Consider the following 25,804-nt stretch of genomic DNA (forward strand, 5'->3'; position numbering starts at 1 on the left):
GTGTGCACGCAATCCAGCTTTCAGGAGCCCAATGAACGCCGTCCAAAGGTTCATCAGAAGCAGAGTGCTTTTGCTGACCGCGTCCATTTTGATCGTCGCCATGTGCCTGTCCGTCCTCGTGCAGGGACAGTCCCAGGCGGCGCTCAACCGCACCGTCGACCAGAACTCGCGCGGCCTCTACGACATCCTGGTCCAGGCCAAGGCCAGCTCGTCCGGGGCGCTGATGCAGCCGGACATCGCCACCGGCCAGGGCGGCATCGGCTTCGACCAGCTCGACGCCATCCGGAAGCTCTCCGGCACCTCCGTCGCCGCGCCGATCAGCCTGGTCTCGCGCGTCTCGCAGAACCTGGAGGCACCCCGCCTCGACGCCACCGACTACCTGGGCTACAACGCCGGCCTGGCCGGCACCGCCGGTGACCCCACCGCCACGGACCCCTCCAAGTGGCCCGCCGCGCAGTCCGTCCTGAGCGACACCCCCAAGAAGTACCGTCTGACCGCCAGCGCCGTCAGCTCCAACGGCTCCAGCGAGCAGACGCTGTTCAAGACCACCGCCGAGGGCACCCTCGGCAAGGGCAAGCTGGTCGAGGAACAGGTCGCCGGCGGCAAGAACGTCCGCATCGCGGGCCCGGCGGGGAGACCGGCATCAAGTTCCCGGCTCCGGCCGGCGGCTCCGAGCACACCCTCTTCAACCTCTCCGTGGCGCTGCCCCTGGCGCCGCAGGTCACCGAGTCCGTGGTCGCCGTCGACCCCGTCGCCGAACGCGCCCTGCTGGGCGGTGCCGGCGACTTCCTGGCACCCCTGGAGAAGGCCCCGCCCGCCGACGCCCGCGACGCCGGCGCGATCGGCCGCCACTTCGAGAGCCTCTTCACCAGCGGTATCACCATGGACCAGCTCAAGGAAGGCCCCGACTTCCTGGGCGTGAAGCTCAAGTACTGGGCGCCCCTGATGACCCAGTACCAGCAGGCCAAGAACGCCGGCCAGCTCACCGCCGACTCGCAGGCCATCCCGCTGATCGTCCGCTCCGGCACCTCCCTGGACCTGAAGTACTCGGTCAAGATCGAGGAAATCGACAACGCCGGCAACGTCACCAAGGACGTCGGCACCGTCACCCGGTCCCTGGACAAGGACTACCTGCCGTTCGTCTCGAAGGCCCCGTTCGACCTGGCCTGGCCCGGCTCCAAGGACCTCAGTTCACTGATGGGGGACACCGGCGGCTTCGGCCAGGGCCTCTACAACCCCGCCATTTGGAGCACCGACTTCGCCGCAGCGCCGAAGTACAAGGACGGCCAGACCGCCGGCAACGGCGCCGTCGAGAAGTCCGCCGTCCCCGGGGAATGGGTTACCGTCAACCGGCTGCCCGAGAAGGGCGCCAACGGTGCCGCCGTCGACCAGACCCAGCGCACCCCGGTGGACGAGCGCTCCTACCGGGAGAACCTGCAGACCGGCAAGAAGCCGGCCACGCCGCTGCCCATGGTCTACGGAACCTTCGATCCGGCCAAGGTCCAGGAGGCCGCCGGCGACGTCAACCGCCTCCCGCTGGGCGGCTACGACCCGACGCCGATGACCCTGACCAAGGACGCCTCCGGCAAGGACACCACTCCCACCACGCTAAAGCCCTCGCTCAGCGCCACGGGCCTGGTCAGCCAGTCCGCCGGCGCCATCACCGACTACTACGGCCTGGCCGCCGCCCGCGGCTACGACAAGAACGCCTCCGTCATCGACGCCGTGCGGGTCCGCACCAAGGTCGACGGCACCTGGAAGCAGGCGCAGCCCGAGGTCGAGAAGCTCGCCAACCAGATTCGCGACATGGGCCTGGAAGCCACCGTGGTGGCAGGCTCCGCCCGCGAGGACGCCAGCATCTTCGTGCCCGGCTACTCCAAGGACGACGCCGGCAAGGAATCCCCGCTGGGCACCGTCACGCAGTCGTGGGTGCGGCAGAACGCGGCCGACGCCGTGTCCGGCTCGCTGTCGGGCACCAACCTCACCCTGCTGTTCCTGACCCTCTGCGGGGCCGCCCTGCTGACCGGCGCCTCCACCGTGAGCTACGTCCGCAAGCGCCGCCGCGAGGCCGGAACCCTGCGCGCCATGGGGTGGACCCAGCGCCGGATCCTCACCTGGGTGCTGGCCGAGTTCGGGGTCGGCGCCGCGGCGCTGGCCGCCGCCGGGATCATCCTGAGCCTGGTCAGCTGGAACCCGGCCACCGCGATCGTCTCCGCCTCGGTCCTGGTGCTCTACTGCGCCGCGGCCTTCTTCGCGGCCCAGCAGCTGCGCCACCGCGAGGTGATCGACCAGGAACCGCAGCACGACGAGCGGCTCATCCCGGTCGACTCCCCGCTGACCTTCGCCAGCCGGCAGCTGAGCACCAACAAGTTCAACACCGGCTCCCTGGCGATCGCCGTCGGCGTCTTCGGCGCCGCGGTGGGCGGCCTCGCCGCCCTGCTGATCGACATCCCGCGTGCCGCCGGCGCCAGCGCCCTCAGCGGCGTGGCCGCCGCCAGCATCGCCCTGCCCAGCATCATCCTGGGCATCTCCGGGGTGGCCGTGGGCCTGCTGCTGACCATGGTCACCGGCCGGTTCGAGCTTGCCGCCAAGCGCCAGTACCTGGGCACGCTGCAGGCGATGGGCTGGAACCCGGACATGCTGGGCCAGGTCCGCTTCTTCGAAAATGCCATGGTGGGAACCATCGCCCTGCCCCTGGGCGTCCTCGGTGCCCTGGGCGTGGGCCTCATCCTCGCCCCCTACGCCGCACTCTGGGCCGCCGTCGCCGGCCTGGTCGCGGTCCTCTGCTGGATCCCGATTGCAACGAAAGTAGTCCAATGACCAACGAGCTGAACCTTGACCGGGAAGCACACGACCGGATGACCACCAGCACCCGCCGTGCGGCGGCGCAGAAGACCCGCGCCAACACGATCGTGCGGCCAACGGACCACGCCACGCCGCTGGAGCTGAGCAACATCACCATCCACTACGGCGGCGGCAAGAACGGCGCCGAGGCCGTCAACGTCGTGGATGACTTCAACATGACGCTGCATGCCGGCGAGATGCACTGTGTCGCCGGCCGTTCCGGCTCCGGCAAGACCAGCATCCTCACCGTCGGCGCGGGCCTGACCCTGCCGACGTCGGGCCGGGTCTTCTGGGAGGGCGACTCGCTGGAGACCATGGGCGACGATGAGATCGCCGACCGCCGCCGCGCGCTGATCGGCTACGTGGACCAGGGCGGGGCCCTGATCGACGGCATGAGCGCGCTGGAGAACGTCCTGCTGCCGGCCGTCCCCGACGGCGAGGTCGAACAGCGCCGGGACATGGCCAAGGACCTCCTGGACCTGGTGGGCCTGGGCCGGCGCATGCGCCACCGGCCCGCCCAGCTCTCCGGCGGTGAACGCCAGCGCGTGGCGATCGCCCGTGCGCTGATCCTGGGGACCCGCGTGCTCGTGGTGGACGAACCCACCGCCAGCCTGGACCGGGCCTCGGCCAACCGCATCATCAGCATCCTCAAGGACACCACCTCGGACGGCATCGCCGTGCTGGTCGCTTCACATGACCACGAACTTGTCCGCCAGAGCGATACCCTCACCGAACTGATTTAGGTTTAACCCGTGACGTCTTCCGAAAAGCCCCCGTTCTACATCACCACCGCCATCACCTACCCGAACGGCGTGCCGCACATCGGCCACGCCTACGAATACATCGCCACCGATGCGATGGCACGGTTCAAGCGGCTGGACGGCTACGACGTCTTCTTCCTCACCGGGACCGACGAGCACGGGATGAAGATCGCCCAGACGGCCGAGAGGGAAGGCATTTCGCCCAAGGAACTGGTCGACCGTAACGCGGAGATCTACCAGGCCGCCCACGCGGCCCTCGGCATCTCCTACGACCGCTTCATCCGGACCACGGACGCCGACCACTACGCCGCGTCGCAGGCCATCTGGAAGAAGATGGAAGCAAACGGGGACATCTACCTGTCCAACTACGAGGGCTGGTATTCGGTCCGCGACGAGGCCTACTACGGCGAAGACGAGACCGTGGTCAAGGACGACGGCCTCCGCTACTCGCGGGAGACCGACACGGAGGTCACCTGGACCGCCGAGGAAAGCTACTTCTTCCGGCTCTCGGCCTACCAGGACAAGCTGCTCGCCCTGTACGAGGCGCACCCCGAGTTCGGGGCACCGCAGTCCCGCTTCAACGAGGTCATCAGCTTCGTCAAGCGCGGCCTCGAGGACCTCTCCATCAGCCGGACCACCTTCGACTGGGGCGTCCCCGTCCCCGGCAGCGACGGGCACGTCATGTACGTGTGGGTGGACGCGCTCACCAACTACCTCACCGGCGTCGGCTACCCGGACCTCGAATCCGAATCGTTCAAGAAGTACTGGCCGGCTGACGTGCACGTGATCGGCAAGGACATCTCCCGGTTCCACGCCATCTACTGGCCGGCGTTCCTGATGTCCGCCGGGCTGGAGCTGCCCAAGCGCATCATGATCCACGGCTTCCTGCACAACAACGGCGTCAAGATGTCCAAGTCGCTCGGCAACGTGGTGGCGCCGGCGGACTTTGTCGCGCAGTACGGCCTCGACCAGGTGCGCTACTTCTTCCTGCGGGAAGTCCCCTTCGGGGCCGACGGCAACTACAACCACGAGGCGATCGTGGGCCGGATGAACGCGGACCTGGCCAACAACTTCGGCAACCTCGCCCAGCGGTCCCTGTCCATGGTCGCCAAGAACTGCGAGGGCAAGGTCCCCGTCCCGGCCGCCTTCAGCGCCGAAGACGACGCCCTGTTGGGACAGGCCCGGGGCCTGCTCGACGCTGCCCGCGCCGCGTTCGAGAAGCAGGAGTTCAGCCGTGCCCTTGAGGCCATCTGGAACGTCCTCGGCGACACCAACGCCTACTTCGCCGGACAGGCCCCGTGGGTGCTGCGGAAGACCGACGTCGAACGGATGAACACGGTCCTCTACGTCACCCTCGAGGTGCTGCGGAACGTCGCCATCCTGGCGCAGCCGGTGATGCCGACGGCGGCCGGCGCCATCCTGGACAGCCTCGGCCAACCCGAGGGGGGCCCGCAGCTTCGCCGCGCTGGCCACGCCGATCGAGGCCGGCACCGCCCTGCCCGCCCCGGCCCCGGTCTTCCCGAAGTACGAGGAGCCCGCGGAGGCCTGAGCCGCCCGGCCCGAAGACGACGAACACCCCGGCCTATTGCCGGGGGTGTTCGTCGTTTCCGGGTTTGTCAGGAGAGCGGACATTCGCATGACGGTGGCCAGGCCAAGTAATTCCACGGATAAACAGGTAATTTCGTTCGAAAATCGAGCAGCCGTCACCCGGGACCATCGTTTCTGCCCCGTCTTAGCCTGACTGCGTTAGCGGACTGACAAATCTGCTGGGGAGTAATTGTCACTACGAATTTTCCCGCGTGGCCAGGTCTCGTTCGGCTTGGTCGTAGCCGGGTACTCCGCGCGGTGGAGTCAGGTCGACAAACCTTTCTTTAGATGGGGCGACCGAATATGAAACGAACAATTGCGGCAGCCGGAATTCTGAGTCTTGCTCTCCTGGGCACGGCAGGCACGGCTTACGCTTCGCCGGCAGGCAGCGACACTGAGGTCCACTCCGGGGCAACCACCCAGGGAAGTGCGACGCCCGGTGACGGAACCAAGACTCCGGGCAAGGACAACCAGCACGGTTCCGGAGGGTGGACCGGCGGCGGCGCCGGAAATTCCGACCATCAAGGTGGTGGCGGTTCGGGTGGCGACAAGGGCGATCACGGTGGCGGCTCGGGTGGCTGGGGCGGCGGCAACGGTGGCGATAAGGGCGATCACGGTGGCGGCTGGGGCGGCGGCAACGGTGGCGACAAGGGTGACCACGGTGGTGGCTGGGGCGGCGGCAACGGCGATGAAGGCGATTGCGACACCCCGTCCGACCCGCCCGTCGAACCGACGACTCCGCCGACGACCCCGCCGGTGGTGACCCCGCCGGTGGTGACTCCGCCGGTGGTGACTCCGCCGGTTGTCACCCCGCCGGTGGTGACCCCGCCCGTCGTCACACCGCCTGCGCCGGCCGTTCAGCGGCCAGCGGTTATCCCCGCGGGTGCCGCCGCCGCCGTTCAGCCGGCCCCGGCGGTCAACGCCGGCTACAACGTGCAGACGGCGGCCGGTAGCAACCACGGCCTTCCGGTGTGGCTGGTAGCCGTCACTGCGCTGCTCATGGCGGGGGCGGCCTCCCTGCTCGTCAAGAGCGGACTCCGGGGACGGAACAGCAACCTGTAAGCAAGGCAGGCGGACCGATTGCCACCCGGCAACCGGTCCGCCTCCCGTCTACAAGCCAGCACTCCAGTGAGGAAGAAACGATGGCTGTTCGTCATCCCGGCCGCCAACGCGTGGCTCAGCTCAGGAAGAAGCCGTCGCCGGTTGCCGAGCGGCTCATGCTGTCCGCCTGCATCATGGGCCTGGTGCTGGTGTGGCTGGGATATTTTGCTTTTGGGGTGGGCACCACCGGCGGCGGCAAGGGGTCGGTCTCCGGAGGTCCGGCCAGCGCCAGCCAGCTTGCCAGCCCGCTCTCCGTGCCCGCCGCCGGACACTCGCTGCCTTTGAGAACGACGCCGGCCGTTCCCAGTCCCGCGGTGACATTGGCGACGCCAACCGCCATCCCCGCGGCTCCGACAAACGCGGCAGTCCCCGCCCGGCCCGCGGCAGCGCGAACCCCTGCGCGTCTCCTACCCGGCGGCCGGCATCGATGTACCGGTCCATCCGTTGCAGCCCACCGCCGGTGAGGCCGCATCCCAAAGCATCGTGCCGCCCGAGACCAAGGATGGCTACTGGCTGACCCCTTTCGGCACCCCGGGAACCGGCTCGATGAACACCACCTACATCATCGGCCACAGCTGGGTTGACCAGGACGCGCCCTTCAATCACCTGAGCACCGCGGCCGCCCCCGGGGAGTGCTGACCGTGACCACGGCCAGCGGCGCGCTCAGCTATAGGGTGGATTCGATCGCCACCTACTCCAAGGCGCAACTCAAGGACAGCCCGATCTGGGAGGTCGTGCCCGACAGACTGGTATTGATCAGCTGCTACACGGAGGACCCGTGGGGCCGGAACGTTGTCGTGGTGGCGTCGCCGCTCTGACCCCTCCCCTTGCATGCCGCCTCCGGTGTTCGTATTTTGAGACGGATTGACCAGCATGCGGATGCCCTCACTACCCTGAAGGTATGAGCGAATCCACGATCGACCTGGCCGTTATCCCCGGCGACGGCATCGGCCCCGAGGTCGTAGCCGAAGCCCTCAAGGTGCTCGAGAAGGCCGCCGCGGCCGAGGGCATCGTGTTGCAGCAGACCCACTACGAGTTGGGCGCCGCGCACTGGCTGGCCACGGGGGAGACCCTGCCCGAGGAGACGCTGGCCGACCTGCGCGGCCGCGACGCCATCCTCTTCGGCGCCGTCGGCGCCGCACCCGGGGACACCCGGATTCCTTCCGGCATTATCGAGCGCGAACTGTTGCTTAAGCTCCGCTTCAGCCTGGACCACTATGTGAACCTGCGCCCCTCCAAGCTGTACGCCGGCGTCGGCAGCCCGCTGGCCAACCCCGGCGAGGTCGACTTCATCGTGGTCCGCGAGGGCACCGAGGGCCCCTACGTCGGCAACGGCGGCACCCTGCGTAGCGGCACCCCGCACGAGGTCGCCACCGAGGTCTCGCTGAACACCGCCCACGGTGTCGAGCGCGTGGTCCGTGACGCCTTCCGCCGCGCCAACGAGCGCCCGCGCAAGAAGCTGACCCTGGTGCACAAGCACAACGTGCTGGTCTACGCAGGCCACCTCTGGAAGCGCACCGTGGAGGCCGTCGCCCAGGAGTTCCCCGAGGTCAGCCACGACTACCTGCACGTGGACGCCGCCACCATCTTCATGGTTACGGACCCGGCCCGCTTCGACGTGATCGTCACGGACAACCTCTTCGGCGACATCCTCACCGACCTCGCCGCGGCCATCACCGGCGGCATCGGCCTGGCCGCGTCCGGCAACATCAACATGGACCGCACCGCGCCGTCGATGTTCGAACCCGTCCACGGCTCCGCCCCGGACATCGCCGGCCAGCAGAAGGCCGACCCGAGCGCCGCGATCCTCTCCGCCGCCCTGCTGCTGGACCACCTCGGCTACGGCCCGGCCGCGCGGCGGATCGAGGCGGCCGTGACCGCCGACGTCGAGGCCCGCGACGGGAGCTTCCGCAGCACGGCGGCGATCGGCGATGCCATCGCGGCCGCCTTCTGACGCCCGGGCGTAAGCTAGTTTCGACTCACCAATTTGCTGCCGTGGTCCGAGGATGAACCACGTTCACACCGCCAGGCAGCCGACCATGGAGGAACCATGACCCAGACTGCCCATGGCGTCGAATTCGCGCAGCGGCTCTCGGCGACCCCGAAGTCCGCGGAAGAGCGCGCAGCCATCCTGGCGAACCCGGGATTCGGCGACTATTTCACCGACCACACCGCGATCGTCGACTACAGCGTCGACGCGGAGGGCAAGGGCGGCTGGCACGACTCCCGGATCGAACCCTACGGTCCGATCATGCTGGACCCCTCCGCCGCGGTCCTGCACTACGGCCAGGAAATCTTCGAGGGCCTCAAGGCCTACCGCCACGCGGACGGCTCCGTCTGGACGTTCCGGCCCGAGGCCAACGCCGCCCGGCTGAACAAGTCCGCCCGCCGGCTCGCCCTGCCGGAACTGCCCGAGGAATACTTCCTCGCCGCCATCCGCGAGCTGGTCGCCGTCGACCGTGACTGGGTCCCCAGCGGCGACGGCGAGGCCCTGTACCTGCGGCCGTTCATGATCGCCACCGAGGCGTTCCTGGGCGTCCGGGCCGCCCGCGAGGTCTCCTTCCGCGTGATCGCCTCCCCGGCCGGTAACTACTTCGGCGGCGAGCTCAAGCCCGTCTCCATCTGGATCTCGCGCGAATACGCCCGTGCCGGCCGCGGCGGCACCGGTGCCGCCAAGTGCGGCGGCAACTACGCCGCGTCGCTGATCGCCCAGCAGGAGGCCGAGGCCAACGGCTGCAAGCAGGTGCTCTTCCTGGACCAGTTCAACGACAATGCCGTCGAGGAGCTCGGCGGCATGAACGTCTTCTTCGTGATGAAGGACGGCTCCTTGGTCACCCCGGCCCTCTCGGGCACCATCCTCGAGGGCGTCACCCGGTCCTCGGTCATCCAGGTGGCCCGCGACATGGGCCGCGAGGTCACCGAACGGAAGATCACCCTGGACGAGTGGCGCGACGGCGTGGCCTCCGGTGAGATCGCCGAGGTCTTCGCCTGCGGCACCGCCGCCGTGATCACCCCGATCGGCGTGCTCAAGGACGCCACCGAGTTCATCGGCTCCGAGGACGCCAAGGCCGGCGGGACCACCATGGCCATCCGCGAACAGTTGCTCGGCATCCAGACCGGCACGGTCGAGGACACCCACGGCTGGCTGACCCGCCTGGCGTAAGCACTCCGGCCCTGCCCTCCGGGCGGGCGCGGTGGGACGATGGGACTGTGATCCACGACGACGTCCGGGCCCCGGTCCGGAGCACCGACCTGACCGCCTTCCACCTGGCTCCCAACCCGGGGCCGATGAGCCTGCACGGGACCAACTCGTACGTGCTCTCGGCCCCGGGGGCCTCCACTGTCGTCGTGGTGGACCCGGGCCCGCTGGATGAGGACCACCTGGCCGCGCTGGGCCGGGCCGGGACGGTGGAACTGATCCTGATCACCCACCGCCACGCCGACCACACGGCCGCGGCCGCACGCTTCGCGGAGCTGACCGGCGCCCCCGTGCGTGCCGCCGACCCCGCGCACTGCCACGGCGCCGAACCGCTGACCGACGGCGAGGTGCTGCACGCCGCCGGCGTCGAGATCCGGGTGCTGGCGACGCCGGGCCACACCTCCGACTCCGTCTCCTTCCACCTGCCCGGCGACGGCGAGCACGGCTCCGTCCTCACCGGCGACACCGTCCTTGGCGTCGGGACCACGGTGCTGGACTACCCGGACGGGCGGCTGGGGGACTACCTCGACTCGCTGGACCGGCTGGAGCGGATCGGCCCGGCGACGGTCCTGCCGGCCCACGGCCCCATCCTCCCTGCGCTGGACACGATCGTCCGCGCCTACCGCGAACACCGCCAGGACCGGCTCTCCCAGATCCGCTCCGCCCTGGCCGAACTCGGCGGGGACGCCGGCGTCGTGGAGGTGGCCGACGCGGTCTACGCCGCCGTCGACCCCTCCGTCCGGCCCGCCGCCGAACTGTCCGTCGCCGCGCAGCTGGACTACCTGCGCGGACGGTAGGCTAGGGCGCATGCGTATCGCCCGGTTTGTAGTTGATTCTGATCCCCTTTACGGCATCGTCGAAGGCGAGCCCGGCAGTGAGGTCATCACTGTCATCCACGGCGACCCCTTCTTCAACGGCGTCGAACGGACCTCCGTGAAGCACCAGCTGGAGGACGTCCGCCTGCTCGCGCCGATCATCCCGCGCAGCAAGGTCGTTGGCGTCGGCCGCAATTTCGTGGAGCACGCCCATGAACTTGGCAACGAGGTGCCCGCCCAGCCGCTGCTGTTCCTCAAGCCCAACACCTCCGTGGTGGGCCCGAACGATCCCGTGGTCCTGCCCGAGTTCTCCGAGGAGATCTCCTTCGAAGCGGAACTGTGCGTCGTGATCGGAAGGATCTGCAAAGACGTCCCCGAGGAGCGCGTGGACGACGTCGTCTTCGGCTACACCTGCGGCAACGACCTCACCGCCCGGGACGTCCAGAAGACGGACCTGCAGTGGGCCCGCGCCAAGGGCTTCGACACCTCCGCCCCGCTGGGCCCTTGGATCGAAACCGAACTGGACACCGAGGACCTGCAGATCCAGGGCCGCCTGAACGGCGAACTGCGCCAGGACGGCAACACCAACCAGATGATCCGCGGTGTCCGCGAGCTGGTCTCGATCGTCTCGCACGCCTTCACCCTGCTGCCCGGCGATGTCATCATGACCGGCACCCCCGCCGGCGTCGGCCTCGTCCAGGCCGGGGACCGCTACGAGGTGGAGATCGAGGGCATCGGACGCCTCTCCAACCCGATCGTCCGCCGCTAGCCGCGCGGCGGGGAACCTCGCAAGGAAACCGCGCCGATTTCGGACAGCCGCACCGTGGAACCACGGTGCGGCTGTCCGTTTTCACAGCGGGAACGGGTACCGGGCACGCGGTAAAGTTGGTACCACTATGACTACTCCCACCGCGCCCGACGCCGTCTCCAGCTCTGCCACCACGGACCCGAACCGTGAAGCCCCCGCGAAGTCACCGCGGACACCCCGGTCCGGGTCCGGTTCTGCCCTTCCCCGACCGGAACCCCGCACGTCGGCCTGATCCGCACCGCACTGTTCAACTGGGCCCACGCGAAGCACACCAAGGGCACGTTCGTCTTCCGCATCGAGGACACGGACGCGGCGCGCGACTCGGAGGAGAGCTACCAGCAGCTGCTGGAGGCGCTGAAGTGGCTCGGCATCAGCTGGGAAGAGGGCGTCGAGGTGGGCGGCCCGCACGAGCCCTACCGCCAGTCGCAGCGTCTGGACCTCTACAAGGACGTGGTGGCCAAGCTCGTCGCCGGCGGCTACGCCTACGAGTGCTACTCGTCCCCGGAGGAAGTCGAGGCACGCCACCGCGCCGCCGGCCGCGACCCGAAGCTCGGCTACGACAACTTCGACCGGAATCTCTCCGAGGAACAGCTCGCCGCGTTCAAGGCCGAGGGCCGGCAGCCGGTGCTGCGGATGCGGATGCCCGACGAGGACGTCACTTTTACCGACATGGTCCGCGGCGAGATCACCTTCAAGGCCGGCAGCATCCCGGACTACGTGATCGTCCGCGCGGACGGTTCGCCGCTCTACACCCTGGTCAACCCGGTGGACGACGCGCTGATGGGCATCACCCACGTCCTCCGCGGTGAGGACCTGCTCTCCTCCACGCCCCGCCAGGTGGTGCTGTTCCGTGCGCTGATGGAGATCGGCGTCGCCAGCTACCTGCCCGAGTTCGGCCACCTGCCCTACGTCATGGGCGAGGGCAACAAGAAGCTCTCCAAGCGCGACCCGCAGTCCAACCTCTTCCTGCTGCGCGACCGCGGCTTCATCCCCGAGGGCCTGCTGAACTACCTCTCGCTGCTGGGCTGGAGCCTCTCCGCGGACGAGGACATCTTCACCGTCGAGCAGCTGATCGAGAACTTCGACGTCCACGACGTGCTGGCCAACCCGGCCCGCTTCGACCTCAAAAAGGCCGAGGCCATCAACGGCACGCACATCCGCATGCTCGACGCGGAGGACTTCCGCGGCCGGCTGGTCCCGTACCTGCAGGCCGCCGGCCTGGTGGCGGAGACGCTCACCGCGCGCGAAGAGGAGATCCTCGCCGAGGCGGCGCCGCTGATCCAGGAGCGCATCTCGCTCCTGGGCGAAGCGCCCGAGATGCTCGCCTTCCTCTTCAAGGCGGACGAAGAGGTGGACGTGGCCGACGACGCCCGCAAGGGACTCCCGGAGAACCTCACCGAGGTGCTCGAGGCCGCCCTGGCCTCGCTGGAACCGCTGCAGGACTGGACCGCGGAGAGCATCCAGGCCGCCCTGAAGGAGTCGCTGGTCGAGGGCCTCGGCGTCAAGCCCCGGCTGGCGTTCGGCCCGGTCCGCACCGCCATCTCCGGCCGCCGGATCTCCCCGCCGCTGTTCGAGTCCATGGTCATCCTGGGCCGGGACTCCTCCCTGGCCCGCCTGCGCGCCTTCCACGGCTGATGATGGATGCCGCCACGCGGGGCGGGGAGCGGGCGGCCGGCGTGCTGGCGCCCGGTCTCACCGCCGTCACCGGCGTGCTCTTCGACATCGACGACACGCTGGTGGACCTGGAGTTCGCCATGACGGCGGCCCTGCGCGGCGTCAGCGAGCACCTGCTCCCGGGCCTGGACGAGGCCTCCTGGGAGAAGTTCGGCCGCATCTTCACGAAGGAAACCACGCACTACTACGACCGCTATCTCGCCGGCGAGCTGACGTTCAACGAGCAGCGTCTGCTCCGCGGCCGCGCCGCACTGGGGCACTTCGGCGTCGAACTGGCCGAGGGGGAGCAGGCCCATCACTGGGTCAGCTCCTACGCGAGCCTGCAGCACAGCTACATCCGCGCCTTTGACGACGTGGTTCCGCTGCTGGACGCCCTGGACGCCGCGGGCATCCCGTACGGCGCGGTGAGCAACAACGTCCACGATTACCAGCGGGTGAAGCTCGACGCCGCCGGGCTGGAGCGGATCGGCGTGCTGGTCGGCACGGATACCGTGGGCGTCCCGAAGCCGGACCCCGCCATCTACCTCGAGGGCGTGCGCCTGATCGGCACCGGCCCGGGAGAGACGCTCTACGTCGGCGACAACCGGCTGCTCGACGCGGACGGCGCGACGGCGGCCGGCCTTCTGGGCGTGTGGCTGAACCGCGGAGGAGACCCCGCGCCGGAGTTCACCGGACGCGAGGTCTCCTCGCTGCTGGACCTTCTCGCCTGAGCTGACCCCTGGACGGCCTGGCGGGCTGGCCTGGGCGGTCCGTTAGGCCGGAGCCTGGGCGAGCCGCCGGTTCCGCAGCGCCAGGTAGGCGCCGACGGCGCCGAGCGCCAGCAGGGTCACCAGTCCCAGGGCCACGGCGACGTCGTTCTTGATCATGCTCGACGGCGACACCGCGGAGGCGCTGGAGAAGAGCGTGCCGGTTCCGGCGGCGATCTGCGCGTTGCCGTCGGCCAGCTTGTCGGCGCCGGTGGCGAGCTGTGTGGACCCCGCGGCGAGCTTGCTGTTGCCGGTGTGAAGGTCGGAGGCGCCGGTGGCCAGAGCGGTGGATCCATTCAGCAGGCCCGGGTTGGCCGGGTCCGCGGGATCGCCCTTGATACCCGTGTTCAGTGCCAGGGTTCCGTCCGCGAGCCGTGAGCTGCCGTCGGTCATCTTGGCCGTGGCCTTCAGCAGGCCCGGGTGCTCCGGATCGCCGGGTACGCCGTCCATGCCCACCCGGATTTTCGAAGTGCCGTCCGCCAGCAGTCGGGTGCCCAGGACGACGCCGGGGTTGTTGGGGTCCTGGCTGTTGAGCTTGGCCGCCAGGGTGGCGAAGCCGGCGGTGAGCTTTCCGGTTCCGGCGTGAAGCTGCCCGGCGCCGGTGTTCAGCTGGGCGGCGCCGCTGCGGAGCTGGCCGGCCCCGGCCTGCAGTTGTGAGGCGCCGGCGTCCAGACGGTGGGCGCCGTCGAGGATCTTGGCGATCTTGTCCTTGACCACGGCCAGCGGCACCAGGCCCTGGACCGGATCATTGGCGGCGGCGTTCAGCTGCTCCAGCGCCTGGGCCAGGGCGGCCGTTCCAGTTCCGGCCTCGGGGTTGTTGTTGGCGCCCCGGTAGCCCTTGAGCTGGTCGGTGCCGGCGGCGAGCTGATCCGTGCCGGCGGCCAGTTGGCCCGTGCCGGCAGCCAGCTGGCCGGCTCCGGCGTTGAGCTGGGTGGCGCCGTCGGCCAGGTTGTTTTCCGCGTTGCCGGCGGCCGTGGGGGTCAGCGCGGCGGAGAGCTGGACAGCACCCGCCGCCAGCTTCTGGGCGCCGTCGTCCACCTGGTAGACGCCGGGGGCGAGCTTGTTGTCCACGTCGGTCTGAATCTTGACCGCGCCCTCGGAGAGCTGGGTCGCGCCCTGCTGCAGCTGATCCGCGCCGGGGGCGAGCTTGCCGGCGATGCCCTGGTGGATCTTCTCCGCGCCGTCCGAGAGCTTGCCCGAGCCGGTGTCGGCCTGGCCCGCGCCATCGGCGAGCTTCCCCGCACCGTCCTTGAGTTGCTGTGCCCCGGCGGCGGCCTGGCCGGCGCCGTCGTTGAGGCGGGCGGACCCGTCGGTGATCTTGCCCGTGACCAGGGTGTAGAAGCCCAGGAGGGCGATCAGCAGCAGCGCCAGGACGGCGATGGCGATTTGTTGGGCCCGGTTGCGGGGCGGAGCGATGGCGACACGACTCTGTGGCACTTCTTGTTCCTCTCGACGATCTCGCCGGCAACGGCTTCGCTGCCGACCCCGCCAGTGTGATGCAGCTAACAGCCGTCTTGGGCCATGGGGATGCTGCTGTTCGATTGGGGGAGGGTTGGGTTACTCGTTGGTAACTTACCGAGAGTAAACTTATCTACGGCGGATTCGCAAGGGTTTTTTGCAGATTGGCCGGAGTCGCCTGCCGCCGGGGGTGCGTTTCGGGGCGTCCCCGCGGAGGCTGGGGTTCGATTTGTGTCGGACAAAAGTCTCGGGTAAAGTAATTACTCGTGCTGAGGCGCCGGGAGCGCGGGTTTAGGCCTGCGGAACCGGTCCGAAAGTCACAATGGGATATGGTGTAATTGGCAACACTACGGTTTCTGGTACCGTCATTCTAGGTTCGAGTCCTGGTATCCCAGCTCTGAAAATCCGCGGATTTCCGCGGAAAATCGGAGTCTCTGAGTCGGTCTGACCGATTTGGAGAATGGCTGAAGATGTGAAACAATCTTCGAGCTGGAAAAGTGCAAGGCCCCATCGTATAGCGGCCTAGTACGCTGCCCTCTCACGGCGGTAACGCGGGTTCGAATCCCGCTGGGGTCACAAATTTCCCCCGGAGACTACGGTCTCCGGGGGATTTTTTATGCCCGGAGTGCCCCAGCCCGGCCGCCCCGGACCGCCGACCTGCCATGATGAAGCTGTGAGCGACCACGAGAGCACCATTCCAGCCCGCGCAGGGCAGGCCGCCGCACGCCAGACGAACGCGGTGGAGCTGCTGGAGTCCGCCCGCCGCGAGCTGGCCACCGTGATCCTGCCGCTGGACCTCCCCGGGGTGGAGGACGCCCGCCGCGATCTCCGCAATGCCGCGGCCCAACTGGATGACTACATCCTGCCCCGCTACCGCAGCCTCGACGCGCCCCTGCTCGCCGTCGTCGGCGGGTCCACCGGCGCCGGCAAGTCCACGCTGGTCAACGCCCTGGTGGGCCACCCGGTCACCCGCGCCGGGGCGATCCGCCCCACCACCCGCCAACCCATCCTCCTGCACCACCCGGGCGACGCCGGCTGGTTCGAGGACCAGCGCGTGCTGCCCACGCTCAGCAGGATCCGCGGCACGGTCCTCGCCGGGCCGACCTTGGCGCAACCCGCGTCGGTCCCCGGCGCAGGGGAAGACGCTGCCGCAGTGACCTCGCTGGTCCTCGCAGGCGACCCGGCGGTCCCGGCCGGCGTCGCCCTCCTGGATGCCCCCGACGTCGACTCCGTCTCCGCTGAGAACCGCCGGCTCGCCGGACAGCTGCTCGCCGCGGCGGATCTCTGGATCTTCGTGACGACGGCCAACCGCTACGCCGACGCCGTGCCCTGGCGGCTGTTGCTGGACGCCGCCGCCCGCGACATCACCGTGGCCGTGGTGCTGGACCGCGTGCCGCCGGCGGCCGAGGACGAAGTGGCCGCCGACCTGCGGACAATGCTTGAGCGCCAAGGCCTGGCCTCGGCGCGGCTGTTCATCGTCCCGGAGGTGCCTCTGGACCGTGAGGGCATGCTGCCGCCGGCCACGGTGGCGCCGCTGCTTGCCTGGCTGCGCGGGATCGCGGCGGACGCCGCCGGCAGGTCCGCAATCGCCCGGCGGACCCTTAACGGCGCCATCAGGGGCCTGGCCGCCAGGTTCACCGCCGCCGCAGGCGCCGTGGCGGCGCAGCAGGAAGCGGCCCGGCAACTGGAGCAGGACGCCATGAGCGCCTACCGGGACGCCGCCGGCCGCATCCAGGAGGCCACCCGCGACGGCGCCCTGTTGCGGGGAGAGGTCCTCGCCCGGTGGCAGGACTTTGTCGGCACTGGGGAGTTCTTCCGCGTCATGGAACAGAACATCGGCCGGATGCGGGACCGCGTCGGGGCGTTCTTCCGGGGCGAACCGGCCCCGGCGGTCCGCGTTGAAACGGCCATCGAAACCGGCCTGCAGGCGGTGATCCTCGACGAAGCGGCCAACGCTGCCGAGGAGACGGACCGGCGTTGGCGCTCCGACCCGGCCGGCCGCCTCCTGCTGGGCACCGACGACCTGTCCGGCACCTCGCCGGGCTTCGCGGACGCCGTCGCGGCCGAGATCCGGGCCTGGCAGGGAAGCCTGATGGAGCTGATCCGGACCGAAGGCCAGGGCAAGCGCAGCCAGGCGCGCTGGCTGTCCTTCGGAATCAACGGCCTCGGTGCGGCGCTGATGATCGTTGTCTTCTCTATGACCGCCGGTCTCACCGGCCTGGAGATCGGCGTCGCCGGCGGAACGGCCGTGATCGGCCAACGCGTCCTGGAGGCGGTCTTCGGCGAGGACGCCGTGCGCCGGCTGGCCAGGACCGCCCGCACCGACCTGCAGGAACGTTGCCAGCGCCTCCTCGACGACGAGCGGCAGCGGTTCCTGGACCGCCTCGAGGCCGCGGCGCCGGACGCCGTCCCGGCCGAGGATTTGCGGGCGCGGGCCACCGCCCTGACAGCTCTGGCGGCCGCATGAACCGCCACGCTTCGGCCCGGGAGGCGTCGCGCCTGGACCGCCGGCTGGAGGCACTGGATGACGCGCGGCAACTGGCGGCCGGCGTGCTGCCGGACGAGACCTTGGACGGGGTCCTGCAGGTCCTGGAGCGGGCCAGCTCGCGGCGTTCCCTCTCCGCCGAACACACCGTGGTGGGCTTCTTCGGGGCCACCGGCAGCGGAAAGTCGTCGCTGTTCAATGCGGTGAGCGGCGCGACCATCGCGACGGCGGCAGCCCGCCGCCCCACGACGTCGGAACCGCTCGCCGGGATCTGGGGTGCGGAGGGCAGCGGGGAGCTCCTGGACTGGCTGGACGTCCGTCACCGGCACGTTGCCGCGGCCGTACCCGGATTCGCGGACGACTCCACCGGACTGATCCTGCTGGACCTTCCGGACATAGACTCCACCCACGCCGAAAACCGGGCCATCGCGGAGCGCCTGACCGGCCTGGTGGACGTCCTGGTCTGGGTGCTCGACCCGCAAAAATACGCCGACGCGGCGGTGCATAACGACTTCCTCGCCCCGCTCGCCACCCACGCCGCCGTGACGCTGGTGGTCCTCAACCAGGTGGACCGGCTGCCGGAACACGACGTGCGGCCGGTCCTGGAATCCCTCCAGTCCCTGCTCCACCGCGACGGACTGGGTTCCGTGCAGGTCCTCGGAGCCTCGGCCCTCGTGGGAACCGGGGTGGACAAGGTCCGCGCCGCGATCCGCCAGGTGACCATGCAGCGGCGCGCACTGTCCCAGCGGCTGGCGGCCGACGTCGACCACGCGGCCCACCTGTTGGCCGAGGCATCCGGGACGGGTAAGGCCGCCGGGGTCCGCCCCGGCAGCCGGGAACGCCTGTCCCGGGAACTGGCCACGGCCGCCAACGTGCCGCTGGTGGTGGATGCCGTGGCCGCCTCCTACCGGCTGGAGGCCACGCGCCGGACCGGCTGGCCGGTAACCCGCTGGCTCGCCCGGCTCCGGCCGGACCCCTGCGCAGGCTGAACCTTCGCCGGACCGGAGAGCCTCCGCAGTTGAACCGGACATCGCTACCGCCTGCCGGTGCGCCGGAGCGTGCGAGGGCCGACGCGGCGGTCCGGGACTTCGCCGATGCCGCCTCCGACGGCGCGCCCGGCCCGTGGCGGGCGGCGATCCGCGCCGCCGCCCGGGAGGGCCGGGACCAGCTCCCGGACGCGCTCGATCAGGCGATCGCCGGGACCGAGCTGTCCGCGGGGCGGGGCTCCTGGTGGTGGCGGGTCTTCAACGTCCTGCAGTGGCTGGGTTTGGCCGCCGCGGTTGCCGGGCTGGGCTGGCTGGGGGTGCTGGCGGCGCTGGGCTACTTCCAGTTGCCGGTTCCGGAGGTTCCCCGGGTCGAGGGCTGGCCGGTGCCCACGGTGCTGGTGGCCGGGGAGTGCTGCTGGGCGTGGTGTTGGCCCTGGCGGCGCGGACCCTCGCAGGAATCGCCGCCAGGGCGCGGGCCCGGGCCGCGCGGCGCCGGCTGGAAGCGGCGGTCGACGCCGTCGCCCGTGACCTCGTGGTGGCGCCCGTCGAGCTTGAGGCCGGCAGGCTCACCGCGTTCAACGGCGCCCTGAAGGTGGCAGCGGGCTAGCCGCCTCCTCCCTGCAGGTCCGCGGCGGCGTCGCGGACCTTGATGAGGGTGCGCAGGTTGCGTGTGGTGGTGGAGGACTTGTACTTCGGCTTCGAGGAGAGCTTGCTGAACGGGCTGTCCAGGGTGCCGCCGGCCGGGGCAAGCCACGCCACCGCCTCGGGGCCCAGCAGGGTCAGTTCCACCCCGTCCAGTGCGGTTCCGGCGTCGTACAGTTCATCGAGGACCCCGGCGTCGGAGGACAGCGTGACGTAGCTGTGTGTTTCCGCGTCGTCCGGCGGATAAGGGCATGCGGCCACCAGTTCCGCCAGGCGTAAGGCGGACAGCACCACCACCCAGGCGTCGTAGCCGAAAGCCTCGCGCAGGCACTCCTCGAACTGGGCCTTCACCCCGGAACCGGGCAAGTCGCTGGTCAGGACCACGTTCCCGCTGGCCAGCAGCGTCTTCACGGAGCCGAAGGGCCGCTGTTTCAGGGCATCCTTCAGTGCGGCCATCTTGATGGTGATACCGCCGACATTGACCCCGCGCAGGAAGACCGCATAGCTGTTCATCCGCACAGCCTAGCGCCGGCCGCTGACGTCGGGGGGAGGATTAGTCGTTGGTTTTGCGCAGCGCCTCGGTCAGCGTGCGGGAGGCGTTGCAGACCACCTCGGCGTGCAGGCGGCCCGGCTGGCGGGTCAGGCGTTCGATGGGACCGGAGATCGAGACCGCGGCGATGACGCGCCCGGATGGGCCGCGCACGGGGGCCGAGACGGAGGCGACACCGGGCTCACGTTCGCCGAGGCTCTGGGCCCAGCCCCGGCGTCGTACTCCGGCCAGGACGGTGGGCGTAAAGCGCGCGGCCTGCAGCCCCTCAAGCAGGCGGTCGTGGTCTTCCCACGCCAGGAGCACCTGGGCGGCCGAGCCTGCCTTCATGGACAACTGGGTGCCGACCGGGATGGTGTCGCGCAGGCCGATGGGACGTTCGGCGGAGGCGACGCAGACGCGCCAGTCGCCCTGGCGGCGGAAGATCTGGGCGCTCTCGCCGGTGGCGTCGCGCAACTGCATCAGGACCGGGCCGGCGGAGGCGATCAACCGGTCCTCGCCGGCGGCGGAGGCCAACTCCACCAGGCGGCTGCCGAGGACGAAGCGGCCCTGGATGTCTCGGCTGACCAGGCGGTGGTGGACCAGGGCAAGGGCCAGCCGGTGCACCGTGGGGCGGGCCAGTCCGGTGGCCGCGACCAGCTGGGCCAGAGTGGTGGGGCCGGCCTCGAGGGCGTCGAGTACGTGTGCCGCTTTATCGATGACGCCAACGCCACTAGAGTTGTCCATGTAATGATATTGCAGTCTCAATATCTGAGATGCAAATCATTGCGCTGGCTTATTCGGTCAGCGGGCTGATTCAGTGGATAGCATCAACGCCGCCGGGCGGATCCCGGTGGCACAGGCAGTAGCGAAAGCAGTGGAGGGAGCAGGCCGTGGGAAAGACATTGGCCGAGAAAGTCTGGGACGCGCACGTGGTGCGCAAGGGGACGGCGAAGGCGCCAACGCCCAGCCTGACCTCCTCTTCATTGACCTTCACCTCGTGCACGAGGTGACCTCCCCGCAGGCGTTCGAGGGGCTGCGCCTGGCCGGCCGCCAACTCCGCCGGCCGGACCTGACCATCGCCACCGAGGATCACAACACGCCCACCCTCGCGATCGACAAGCCTATCGCCGACCTCACCAGCCGCACGCAGATCGAGACCCTGCGGAACAACTGCAAGGAATTCGGGGTGCGCCTGCACTCCCTGGGCGACGCCGAACAGGGAATCGTCCACGTGGTGGGCCCGCAGCTTGGACTGACCCAGCCGGGTATGACGGTGGTCTGCGGCGATTCGCACACCTCCACCCACGGCGCCTTCGGTGCGCTCGCGATGGGCATCGGCACCTCCGAGGTTGAGCACGTCATGGCCACCCAGACTCTCTCGCTCAAGCCGTTCAAGACCATGGCCATCAACGTCGAGGGCACGTTGCGCCCTGGCGTAACGGCCAAGGACATCATCCTGGCGGTCATCGCGAAGATCGGCACCGGCGGCGGCCAGGGCTATGTGCTGGAGTACCGCGGCTCGGCGATCCGCGCGCTGTCCATGGAAGCCCGGATGACGATCTGCAACATGTCGATCGAGGCCGGGGCCCGCGCCGGCATGGTGGCCCCGGACCGGACGACGTACGACTACATGCAGGGCCGTCCGCACGCCCCCGAGGGCGCTGACTGGGACGCAGCGATCGAGTATTGGAACACGCTGCGGACGGACGACGACGCCGTCTTCGACGCCCAGGTGGACCTCGACGCCGACACGCTGGAGCCCTTCGTGACGTGGGGGACCAACCCCGGCCAGGGCGTCTCCCTGTCGGACAAGGTGCCTTCGCCAGGGGACTTTGGCGACGAGAACGCCAAGGCCGCCGCGGAACGCGCGCTGCAGTACATGGGGCTGGAGGCCGGGACACCGATGAAGGACATCCGGGTGGACACCGTCTTCCTGGGTTCCTGCACCAACTCCCGGATGGAGGACCTCCGGGCCGCGGCGGACATCATCCGGGGGCGCACCAAGGACCCGAACATCCGCATGCTGGTGGTGCCCGGTTCCGCCCGAGTCCGGCTGGAAGCCGAGGCGGAGGGGCTGGACAAGGTGTTCAAGGACTTTGGCGCCGAGTGGCGGTTCGCAGGCTGCTCGATGTGCCTGGGCATGAACCCGGACCAGTTGGAAGTGGGGGAGCGCTGCGCGTCCACCTCGAACCGCAACTTCGAGGGACGGCAGGGCAAGGGCGGCCGCACCCACCTGGTCTCGCCCGTTGTGGCGGCGGCGACGGCGGTGCGCGGCACCTTGAGTTCGCCGTCAGACCTTGAACCCGAGCCCGTGTCCGCCGGACACCGCTCCAGCGCAGCCTAAGGAGAGACGATGGAAAAGTTCACCACCCACACCGGCGTCGGCGTCCCGCTGCGGCAGAGCAACGTCGACACGGACCAGATCATCCCCGCCGTCTACCTCAAGCGGATCACGCGGACCGGCTTCGAGGACGCCCTGTTCTCCGCCTGGCGCAAGGACCCGTCCTTCATCCTGAACCAGGAACCGTTCTCTGCCGGATCGGTGCTGGTGGCCGGGCCGGACTTCGGGACCGGGTCCTCGCGTGAGCACGCCGTGTGGGCGCTTAAGGACTACGGCTTCAAGGCGGTGCTGTCCTCCCGGTTCGCCGATATCTTCCGCGGCAACTCGGGCAAGCAGGGCCTGCTGGCCGCCGAGCTGTCGCAGGACGACATCGAACTGATCTGGAAGGTGCTGGAAAACGCTCCGGGCACCGAGGTCCGGGTTGATCTGGTCTCCAAGACGGTCGAGTGCGGCAACGTCGTGGCTCCGTTCGAGATCGACGACTACACCCGCTGGCGCCTCCTGGAAGGCCTGGACGACATCGGGCTGACCCTCCAGCACGAGGAAGACATCACCGCCTACGAGGCTACGCGGCCGGCATTCAAGCCCACCACGCTGCCCGCCAAGCTGGGCTGATTTTTTCGCGGGCAGCGGGTTGCCGCTTCCATCGCCGCCGGGCTTTTGCCCGGCGGCGACGTGGTTTAAAGGGGGCTCGCGGGTGACCCGCTAGGCCGGCAACCGGGCACGTTGCTTGAGGTGCCGCCTGTTACGGCGCCGGGGTTGCGCTCTGGAACGTGAGAGAACGATGTCGCCTAAGAGCGCCTCCGCATGCGACCTCCGCTGCCCTTCGCTGAGGGTTCCCGGCAGTGGCGGGGCGACAGAGAGATAGACGTGGCCGCTGGGCGTCGTCAGTTCGAGTGCATGACGGCCGTCGGGCGGTCTGGCGTCGGGTACTACCCTGTTGGCGGGCTCTGCTCTACCGACTGGTCGGGCGGTCCATCCTGGCGTTTCTTTGGTGTGGTTGCAGGCTTCGCAGAGTCCGGCGCCGTTGACTGCTGTGGTTTCTCCGCCGCGGTGCCAGGGAACGGTGTGGTCCAGGTGCCGGATGGGGGCGTCGCAGTAGGGGGTGCGGCAGGTGTTGTCGCGGGCCTCTATGAACCGGCGCAGCCCTGCTGGGAAGAGTCGGGCCCGCGAGTCCATGCCGATGAGTTCGCCGGTGCCGGGCGCGGTGTAGAGGCGCCGCACCCAGGTTGTGAGCTCTGAGTTGTCGCGTTTGCCGGCCACGAGTTTTCTGGCCCATCCGGCGGGGACCACGCCATAGCCGGCGAGCCTAGCGGGTTCGTTGTCCCCGTCGAGGAGGGTCCGGTCGGTCATGACGAGTTGAACCTCGATGCCGGTGATCCCGCCAGGGGTCCCGGTGACCTGCTCGACCAAAGTATCGGCCATCAATTGGCCGCGGGATCGGGTGTCTCCGGTGGCGCGGGCGGTGTCGGCGTGCCGGGTGAGGGCCGCGTAGGCGGCGACGCCGGCGGCTACGGGGAGCAGTGCGGTGAGGTAGCACATCGTGTCAGGGGCCGGGCGGAGACTGACACCGCGTTCGGTCTCGGCGTGCGCTACCCGTTGGGTGACGGAGCGTGGGTCGTGCCGGTAGGCGGCGGCTTTGGCGGCGGAGATGATGGTACGGTCTCCGGCTCCGTCGAAGGTGCCGGTGTCGGCTGCGAGTTCCTCGTCCACGGCGGTCCGGTCGGGGGCGTCCAGGCAGGCGGTTTCGCGGACGAGGAGCGTGGCGCGCCATTCGTTCAGGAGCCCGGTGTCGAGGGCGGCGAGGGTGTGCGGCATCTCCGTCACGAGTGCCCGTGCCAAACCCAGCAACCGTGAGCCTTTGGCCGGGGATTCCCGTCGCGCTAACGCGATCTCCGCTCCGACACCGGCGCCGAGCTGGTCCGGAGGCAAGCCAAGGGCGGCTTGTTCCCGCCGCCGGATCAGGTCCAACGCCACGGCCAGCCGTGCCTGCCTCGCCGAGATCGCGGACTTCCGGTCCTCGAGCGCGCGGAGCTCATCGACGATCGCCGCCGCGTCCCCCACCGTTGGGACCGCGCCGACTGAATCCTCGAAAAGCTTCCGATTGCCTTCCATGAACCCATTCAATCGGAGGGGTCTGACATTTAAGGATCGGGTCCGTGGGCGCATAAAAGAATGGGGTGCTGGGGTGCAGCCGACCGGGTGCCCTAGGAGCTCACGGGCCCCGATGACACGGCGCGGGCTGTTTCCCGGCCGAGGCCTCCGGCCCGTTCCTGCGGCTCAACTATGCCGGCCCCAACCCCGCGGCGTTCCCCCGCGCCGCCCGGCTGCTGGGTGAGGCGCTGGAGCGCAACGGCCGATAGTCAGCCAACTGCCCATCGGGCCGGGATGCGGCGCCGCCGAACCGTGCCGTATTTCAGATCGGTAACGCGACCTCCTACACTTAGCGGGAGCCTTTGTAAGGATTTGGGGGCGAGTAGTCGTGAGGAAACTGGTAAATGAGTAGTGTTCTGACAATCCGCGGAGGCGTCCCGCTGACCGGCCGCGTCACCGTCCGTGGGGCCAAGAATCTTGTCCCCAAAGCGATGGTGGCCGCCCTGCTGGGCAACGAGCCATCCGTGCTGCGCAACGTCCCTGAGATCAAGGACGTTGAGGTTGTCACCAGCCTGCTCCAGCTGCACGGCGTCACCGTGGACAAGGACCCGGTCACCGGGGACCTGACCCTGGACCCCACCAACGCCAAGACGGCCTCGCACACCGCCATCGACGCCCACGCCGGCGACTCGCGCATCCCGATCCTGCTCTGCGGGCCCCTGATCCACGCGATCGGCGAGGCCTTCATCCCGGACCTGGGCGGCTGCAAGATCGGCGACCGCCCGATCGACTACCACCTGAACGTGCTCCGCCAGTTCGGTGCCGTCGTCGAGAAGCGCCCGGGCGGCATCCACATCTCCGCCCCCAACGGCCTCAAGGGTGCCAAGATCGCCCTGCCCTACCCGTCCGTCGGCGCCACCGAGCAGGTCCTGCTCAGCGCAACCCGGGCCGAGGGGATCACCGAACTCTCCGGCGCGGCCACCGAGCCGGAAATCGTGGACCTGATCGCCGTGCTGCAGAAAATGGGCGCCATCATCAGCGTCCAGACGGACCGCACGATCCGGATCGAGGGTGTGCAGGACCTCGGCGGCTACAACCACCGCGCCCTCTCCGACCGCAACGAATCCGCTTCCTGGGCCTCCGCGGCCCTCGTCACCCGCGGCGACATCTTCGTCGAGGGGGCCACCCAGCGCGACATGATGACCTTCCTGAACACCTACCGCAAGGTGGGCGGCGGCATGGACATCGGCGACGACGGCATCCGCTTCTACCACCCGGGCGGCAAGCTCAGCCCGCTGGTCCTCGAGACCGACGTTCACCCCGGCTTCATGACCGACTGGCAGCAGCCGCTGATCGTCGCGCTCACCCAGGCCGAGGGCGTCTCGATCGTGCACGAGACCGTCTACGAGAACCGCTTCGGCTTCACCGACGCCCTGGTCCGCATGGGCGCCAACATCCAGGTGCACCGCGAATGCCTGGGCAGTGTGCCGTGCCGCTTCGGCCAGCGCAACTTCCTGCACTCCGCCGTCATCTCCGGTCCCACGCAACTCAAGGGCACCGACATCGACGTTCCCGACCTGCGCGGCGGCTTCAGCCACCTGATCGCGGCACTGGCCGCCACCGGCACCTCCCGCGTCACCGGCATCGACATCATCAACCGCGGCTACGAGCGCTTCACCGAAAAGCTCGCCGGCCTGGGCGCCGATTTCGATATCACCTCGGCCGGGTAGCGGA

Annotated in this window: 18 protein-coding genes, 2 tRNA genes and 4 pseudogenes; 19 read left to right on the forward strand and 5 right to left on the reverse strand. The window is 69.3% G+C overall.

Annotated features, from left to right (window positions below; translation table 11 throughout):
• The first annotated feature begins 31 nt into the window (after positions 1-31).
• The 4 genes and pseudogenes from ACRQ5B_RS12285 to ACRQ5B_RS12300 all read left to right on the forward strand — a co-directional run bounded on the left by ACRQ5B_RS12285 (position 32) and on the right by ACRQ5B_RS12300 (position 6,254).
• Positions 32-2,820, forward strand: a pseudogene (locus tag ACRQ5B_RS12285) (ABC transporter permease).
• Positions 2,817-3,587 carry an ABC transporter ATP-binding protein gene (locus ACRQ5B_RS12290; protein WP_377970056.1) on the forward strand — a complete coding sequence of 257 codons (771 nt, stop codon included), beginning with the start codon at positions 2,817-2,819 and terminating at the stop codon, positions 3,585-3,587. Before ACRQ5B_RS12285 ends, ACRQ5B_RS12290 begins: the two are co-directional and overlap by 4 nt.
• A gap of 9 nt (positions 3,588-3,596) precedes the next feature.
• A pseudogene (gene metG / locus ACRQ5B_RS12295) lies at positions 3,597-5,154 on the forward strand (methionine--tRNA ligase).
• 341 nt (positions 5,155-5,495) lie between these two features.
• A complete protein-coding gene (locus ACRQ5B_RS12300; RefSeq protein WP_432394229.1) occupies positions 5,496-6,254 on the forward strand; it encodes a hypothetical protein in 759 nt (252 codons plus the stop codon).
• Between the two features lie 115 nt (positions 6,255-6,369).
• Here ACRQ5B_RS12300 and ACRQ5B_RS12305 read toward each other — a convergent pair whose 3' ends face one another.
• A complete protein-coding gene (locus ACRQ5B_RS12305; RefSeq protein ID WP_432394232.1) occupies positions 6,370-6,633 on the reverse strand; it encodes a hypothetical protein in 264 nt (87 codons plus the stop codon).
• A gap of 143 nt (positions 6,634-6,776) precedes the next feature.
• On the opposite strand from ACRQ5B_RS12305, the gene ACRQ5B_RS12310 reads away from it, so the two are divergent.
• The 8 genes from ACRQ5B_RS12310 to ACRQ5B_RS12345 all read left to right on the forward strand — a co-directional run bounded on the left by ACRQ5B_RS12310 (position 6,777) and on the right by ACRQ5B_RS12345 (position 13,499).
• Complete coding sequence (locus ACRQ5B_RS12310; protein WP_432394235.1) at positions 6,777-6,932, forward strand: hypothetical protein; 156 nt, start codon at positions 6,777-6,779, stop codon at positions 6,930-6,932.
• Between the two features lie 2 nt (positions 6,933-6,934).
• Complete coding sequence (locus ACRQ5B_RS12315) at positions 6,935-7,111, forward strand: hypothetical protein (protein WP_432394238.1); 177 nt, start codon at positions 6,935-6,937, stop codon at positions 7,109-7,111.
• A gap of 83 nt (positions 7,112-7,194) precedes the next feature.
• Positions 7,195-8,247: a 3-isopropylmalate dehydrogenase gene (locus ACRQ5B_RS12320; protein ID WP_432394241.1), complete on the forward strand. Its 1,053-nt coding sequence runs from the start codon at positions 7,195-7,197 to the stop codon at positions 8,245-8,247.
• 96 nt (positions 8,248-8,343) lie between these two features.
• Positions 8,344-9,456 (forward strand): branched-chain amino acid aminotransferase, encoded by a 1,113-nt coding sequence (locus tag ACRQ5B_RS12325; RefSeq protein ID WP_432394244.1) that lies wholly within the window; start codon positions 8,344-8,346, stop codon positions 9,454-9,456.
• A 47-nt stretch (positions 9,457-9,503) separates the two neighbouring features.
• Positions 9,504-10,289, forward strand: coding sequence for an MBL fold metallo-hydrolase (locus ACRQ5B_RS12330; protein ID WP_432394247.1), 786 nt, complete (start codon positions 9,504-9,506; stop codon positions 10,287-10,289).
• Between the two features lie 10 nt (positions 10,290-10,299).
• On the forward strand, positions 10,300-11,076 hold the full coding sequence (locus ACRQ5B_RS12335; protein ID WP_290257489.1) for a fumarylacetoacetate hydrolase family protein: 777 nt from the start codon (positions 10,300-10,302) through the stop codon (positions 11,074-11,076).
• A 267-nt stretch (positions 11,077-11,343) separates the two neighbouring features.
• Positions 11,344-12,750 (forward strand): glutamate--tRNA ligase, encoded by a 1,407-nt coding sequence (gltX, locus tag ACRQ5B_RS12340; protein WP_432398758.1) that lies wholly within the window; start codon positions 11,344-11,346, stop codon positions 12,748-12,750.
• Positions 12,751-12,791: 41 nt separating this feature from the next.
• Positions 12,792-13,499, forward strand: coding sequence for an HAD family hydrolase (locus tag ACRQ5B_RS12345; RefSeq protein ID WP_432394251.1), 708 nt, complete (start codon positions 12,792-12,794; stop codon positions 13,497-13,499).
• Positions 13,500-13,541: 42 nt separating this feature from the next.
• Here ACRQ5B_RS12345 and ACRQ5B_RS12350 read toward each other — a convergent pair whose 3' ends face one another.
• Positions 13,542-14,972 (reverse strand): hypothetical protein, encoded by a 1,431-nt coding sequence (locus ACRQ5B_RS12350; RefSeq protein ID WP_432394254.1) that lies wholly within the window; start codon positions 14,970-14,972, stop codon positions 13,542-13,544.
• 344 nt (positions 14,973-15,316) lie between these two features.
• Between ACRQ5B_RS12350 and ACRQ5B_RS12355 the strand changes: the two genes are divergently transcribed.
• The 4 genes and pseudogenes from ACRQ5B_RS12355 to ACRQ5B_RS12370 all read left to right on the forward strand — a co-directional run bounded on the left by ACRQ5B_RS12355 (position 15,317) and on the right by ACRQ5B_RS12370 (position 19,071).
• Positions 15,317-15,388 (forward strand) — tRNA-Gln (locus ACRQ5B_RS12355).
• A gap of 108 nt (positions 15,389-15,496) precedes the next feature.
• A tRNA-Glu gene (locus ACRQ5B_RS12360) sits at positions 15,497-15,569 on the forward strand.
• A 40-nt stretch (positions 15,570-15,609) separates the two neighbouring features.
• Positions 15,610-17,460, forward strand: coding sequence for a dynamin family protein (locus ACRQ5B_RS12365; RefSeq protein WP_432394257.1), 1,851 nt, complete (start codon positions 15,610-15,612; stop codon positions 17,458-17,460).
• Positions 17,457-19,071: pseudogene (locus ACRQ5B_RS12370) on the forward strand (GTPase). The gene ACRQ5B_RS12365 and the pseudogene ACRQ5B_RS12370 overlap by 4 nt, the downstream one beginning before the upstream one ends.
• Here ACRQ5B_RS12370 and ACRQ5B_RS12375 read toward each other — a convergent pair.
• Together ACRQ5B_RS12375 and ACRQ5B_RS12380 are read right to left on the reverse strand one after the other, a co-directional pair.
• A complete protein-coding gene (locus tag ACRQ5B_RS12375; protein ID WP_432394260.1) occupies positions 19,068-19,619 on the reverse strand; it encodes a DUF1697 domain-containing protein in 552 nt (183 codons plus the stop codon). The pseudogene ACRQ5B_RS12370 and the gene ACRQ5B_RS12375 sit on opposite strands and share 4 nt — an antisense overlap.
• A gap of 40 nt (positions 19,620-19,659) precedes the next feature.
• Positions 19,660-20,379 carry an IclR family transcriptional regulator gene (locus ACRQ5B_RS12380; protein ID WP_412883341.1) on the reverse strand — a complete coding sequence of 240 codons (720 nt, stop codon included), beginning with the start codon at positions 20,377-20,379 and terminating at the stop codon, positions 19,660-19,662.
• Between the two features lie 146 nt (positions 20,380-20,525).
• On the opposite strand from ACRQ5B_RS12380, the pseudogene leuC reads away from it, so the two are divergent.
• Together leuC and leuD are read left to right on the forward strand one after the other, a co-directional pair.
• Positions 20,526-21,979 (forward strand): annotated as a pseudogene (gene leuC / locus ACRQ5B_RS12385) (3-isopropylmalate dehydratase large subunit).
• A 9-nt stretch (positions 21,980-21,988) separates the two neighbouring features.
• Positions 21,989-22,591 (forward strand): 3-isopropylmalate dehydratase small subunit, encoded by a 603-nt coding sequence (gene leuD / locus ACRQ5B_RS12390; RefSeq protein WP_432394263.1) that lies wholly within the window; start codon positions 21,989-21,991, stop codon positions 22,589-22,591.
• 90 nt (positions 22,592-22,681) lie between these two features.
• Here leuD and ACRQ5B_RS12395 read toward each other — a convergent pair whose 3' ends face one another.
• A complete protein-coding gene (locus tag ACRQ5B_RS12395) occupies positions 22,682-24,091 on the reverse strand; it encodes an HNH endonuclease (protein WP_432394265.1) in 1,410 nt (469 codons plus the stop codon).
• Between the two features lie 383 nt (positions 24,092-24,474).
• Between ACRQ5B_RS12395 and murA the strand changes: the two genes are divergently transcribed.
• Positions 24,475-25,800 carry a UDP-N-acetylglucosamine 1-carboxyvinyltransferase gene (gene murA, locus ACRQ5B_RS12400; RefSeq protein ID WP_432394268.1) on the forward strand — a complete coding sequence of 442 codons (1,326 nt, stop codon included), beginning with the start codon at positions 24,475-24,477 and terminating at the stop codon, positions 25,798-25,800.
• Positions 25,801-25,804 lie beyond the last annotated feature (4 nt).

Source organism: Pseudarthrobacter sp. L19 (assembly GCF_050859435.1).
Classification (GTDB): Bacteria; Actinomycetota; Actinomycetes; order Actinomycetales; family Micrococcaceae; genus Arthrobacter.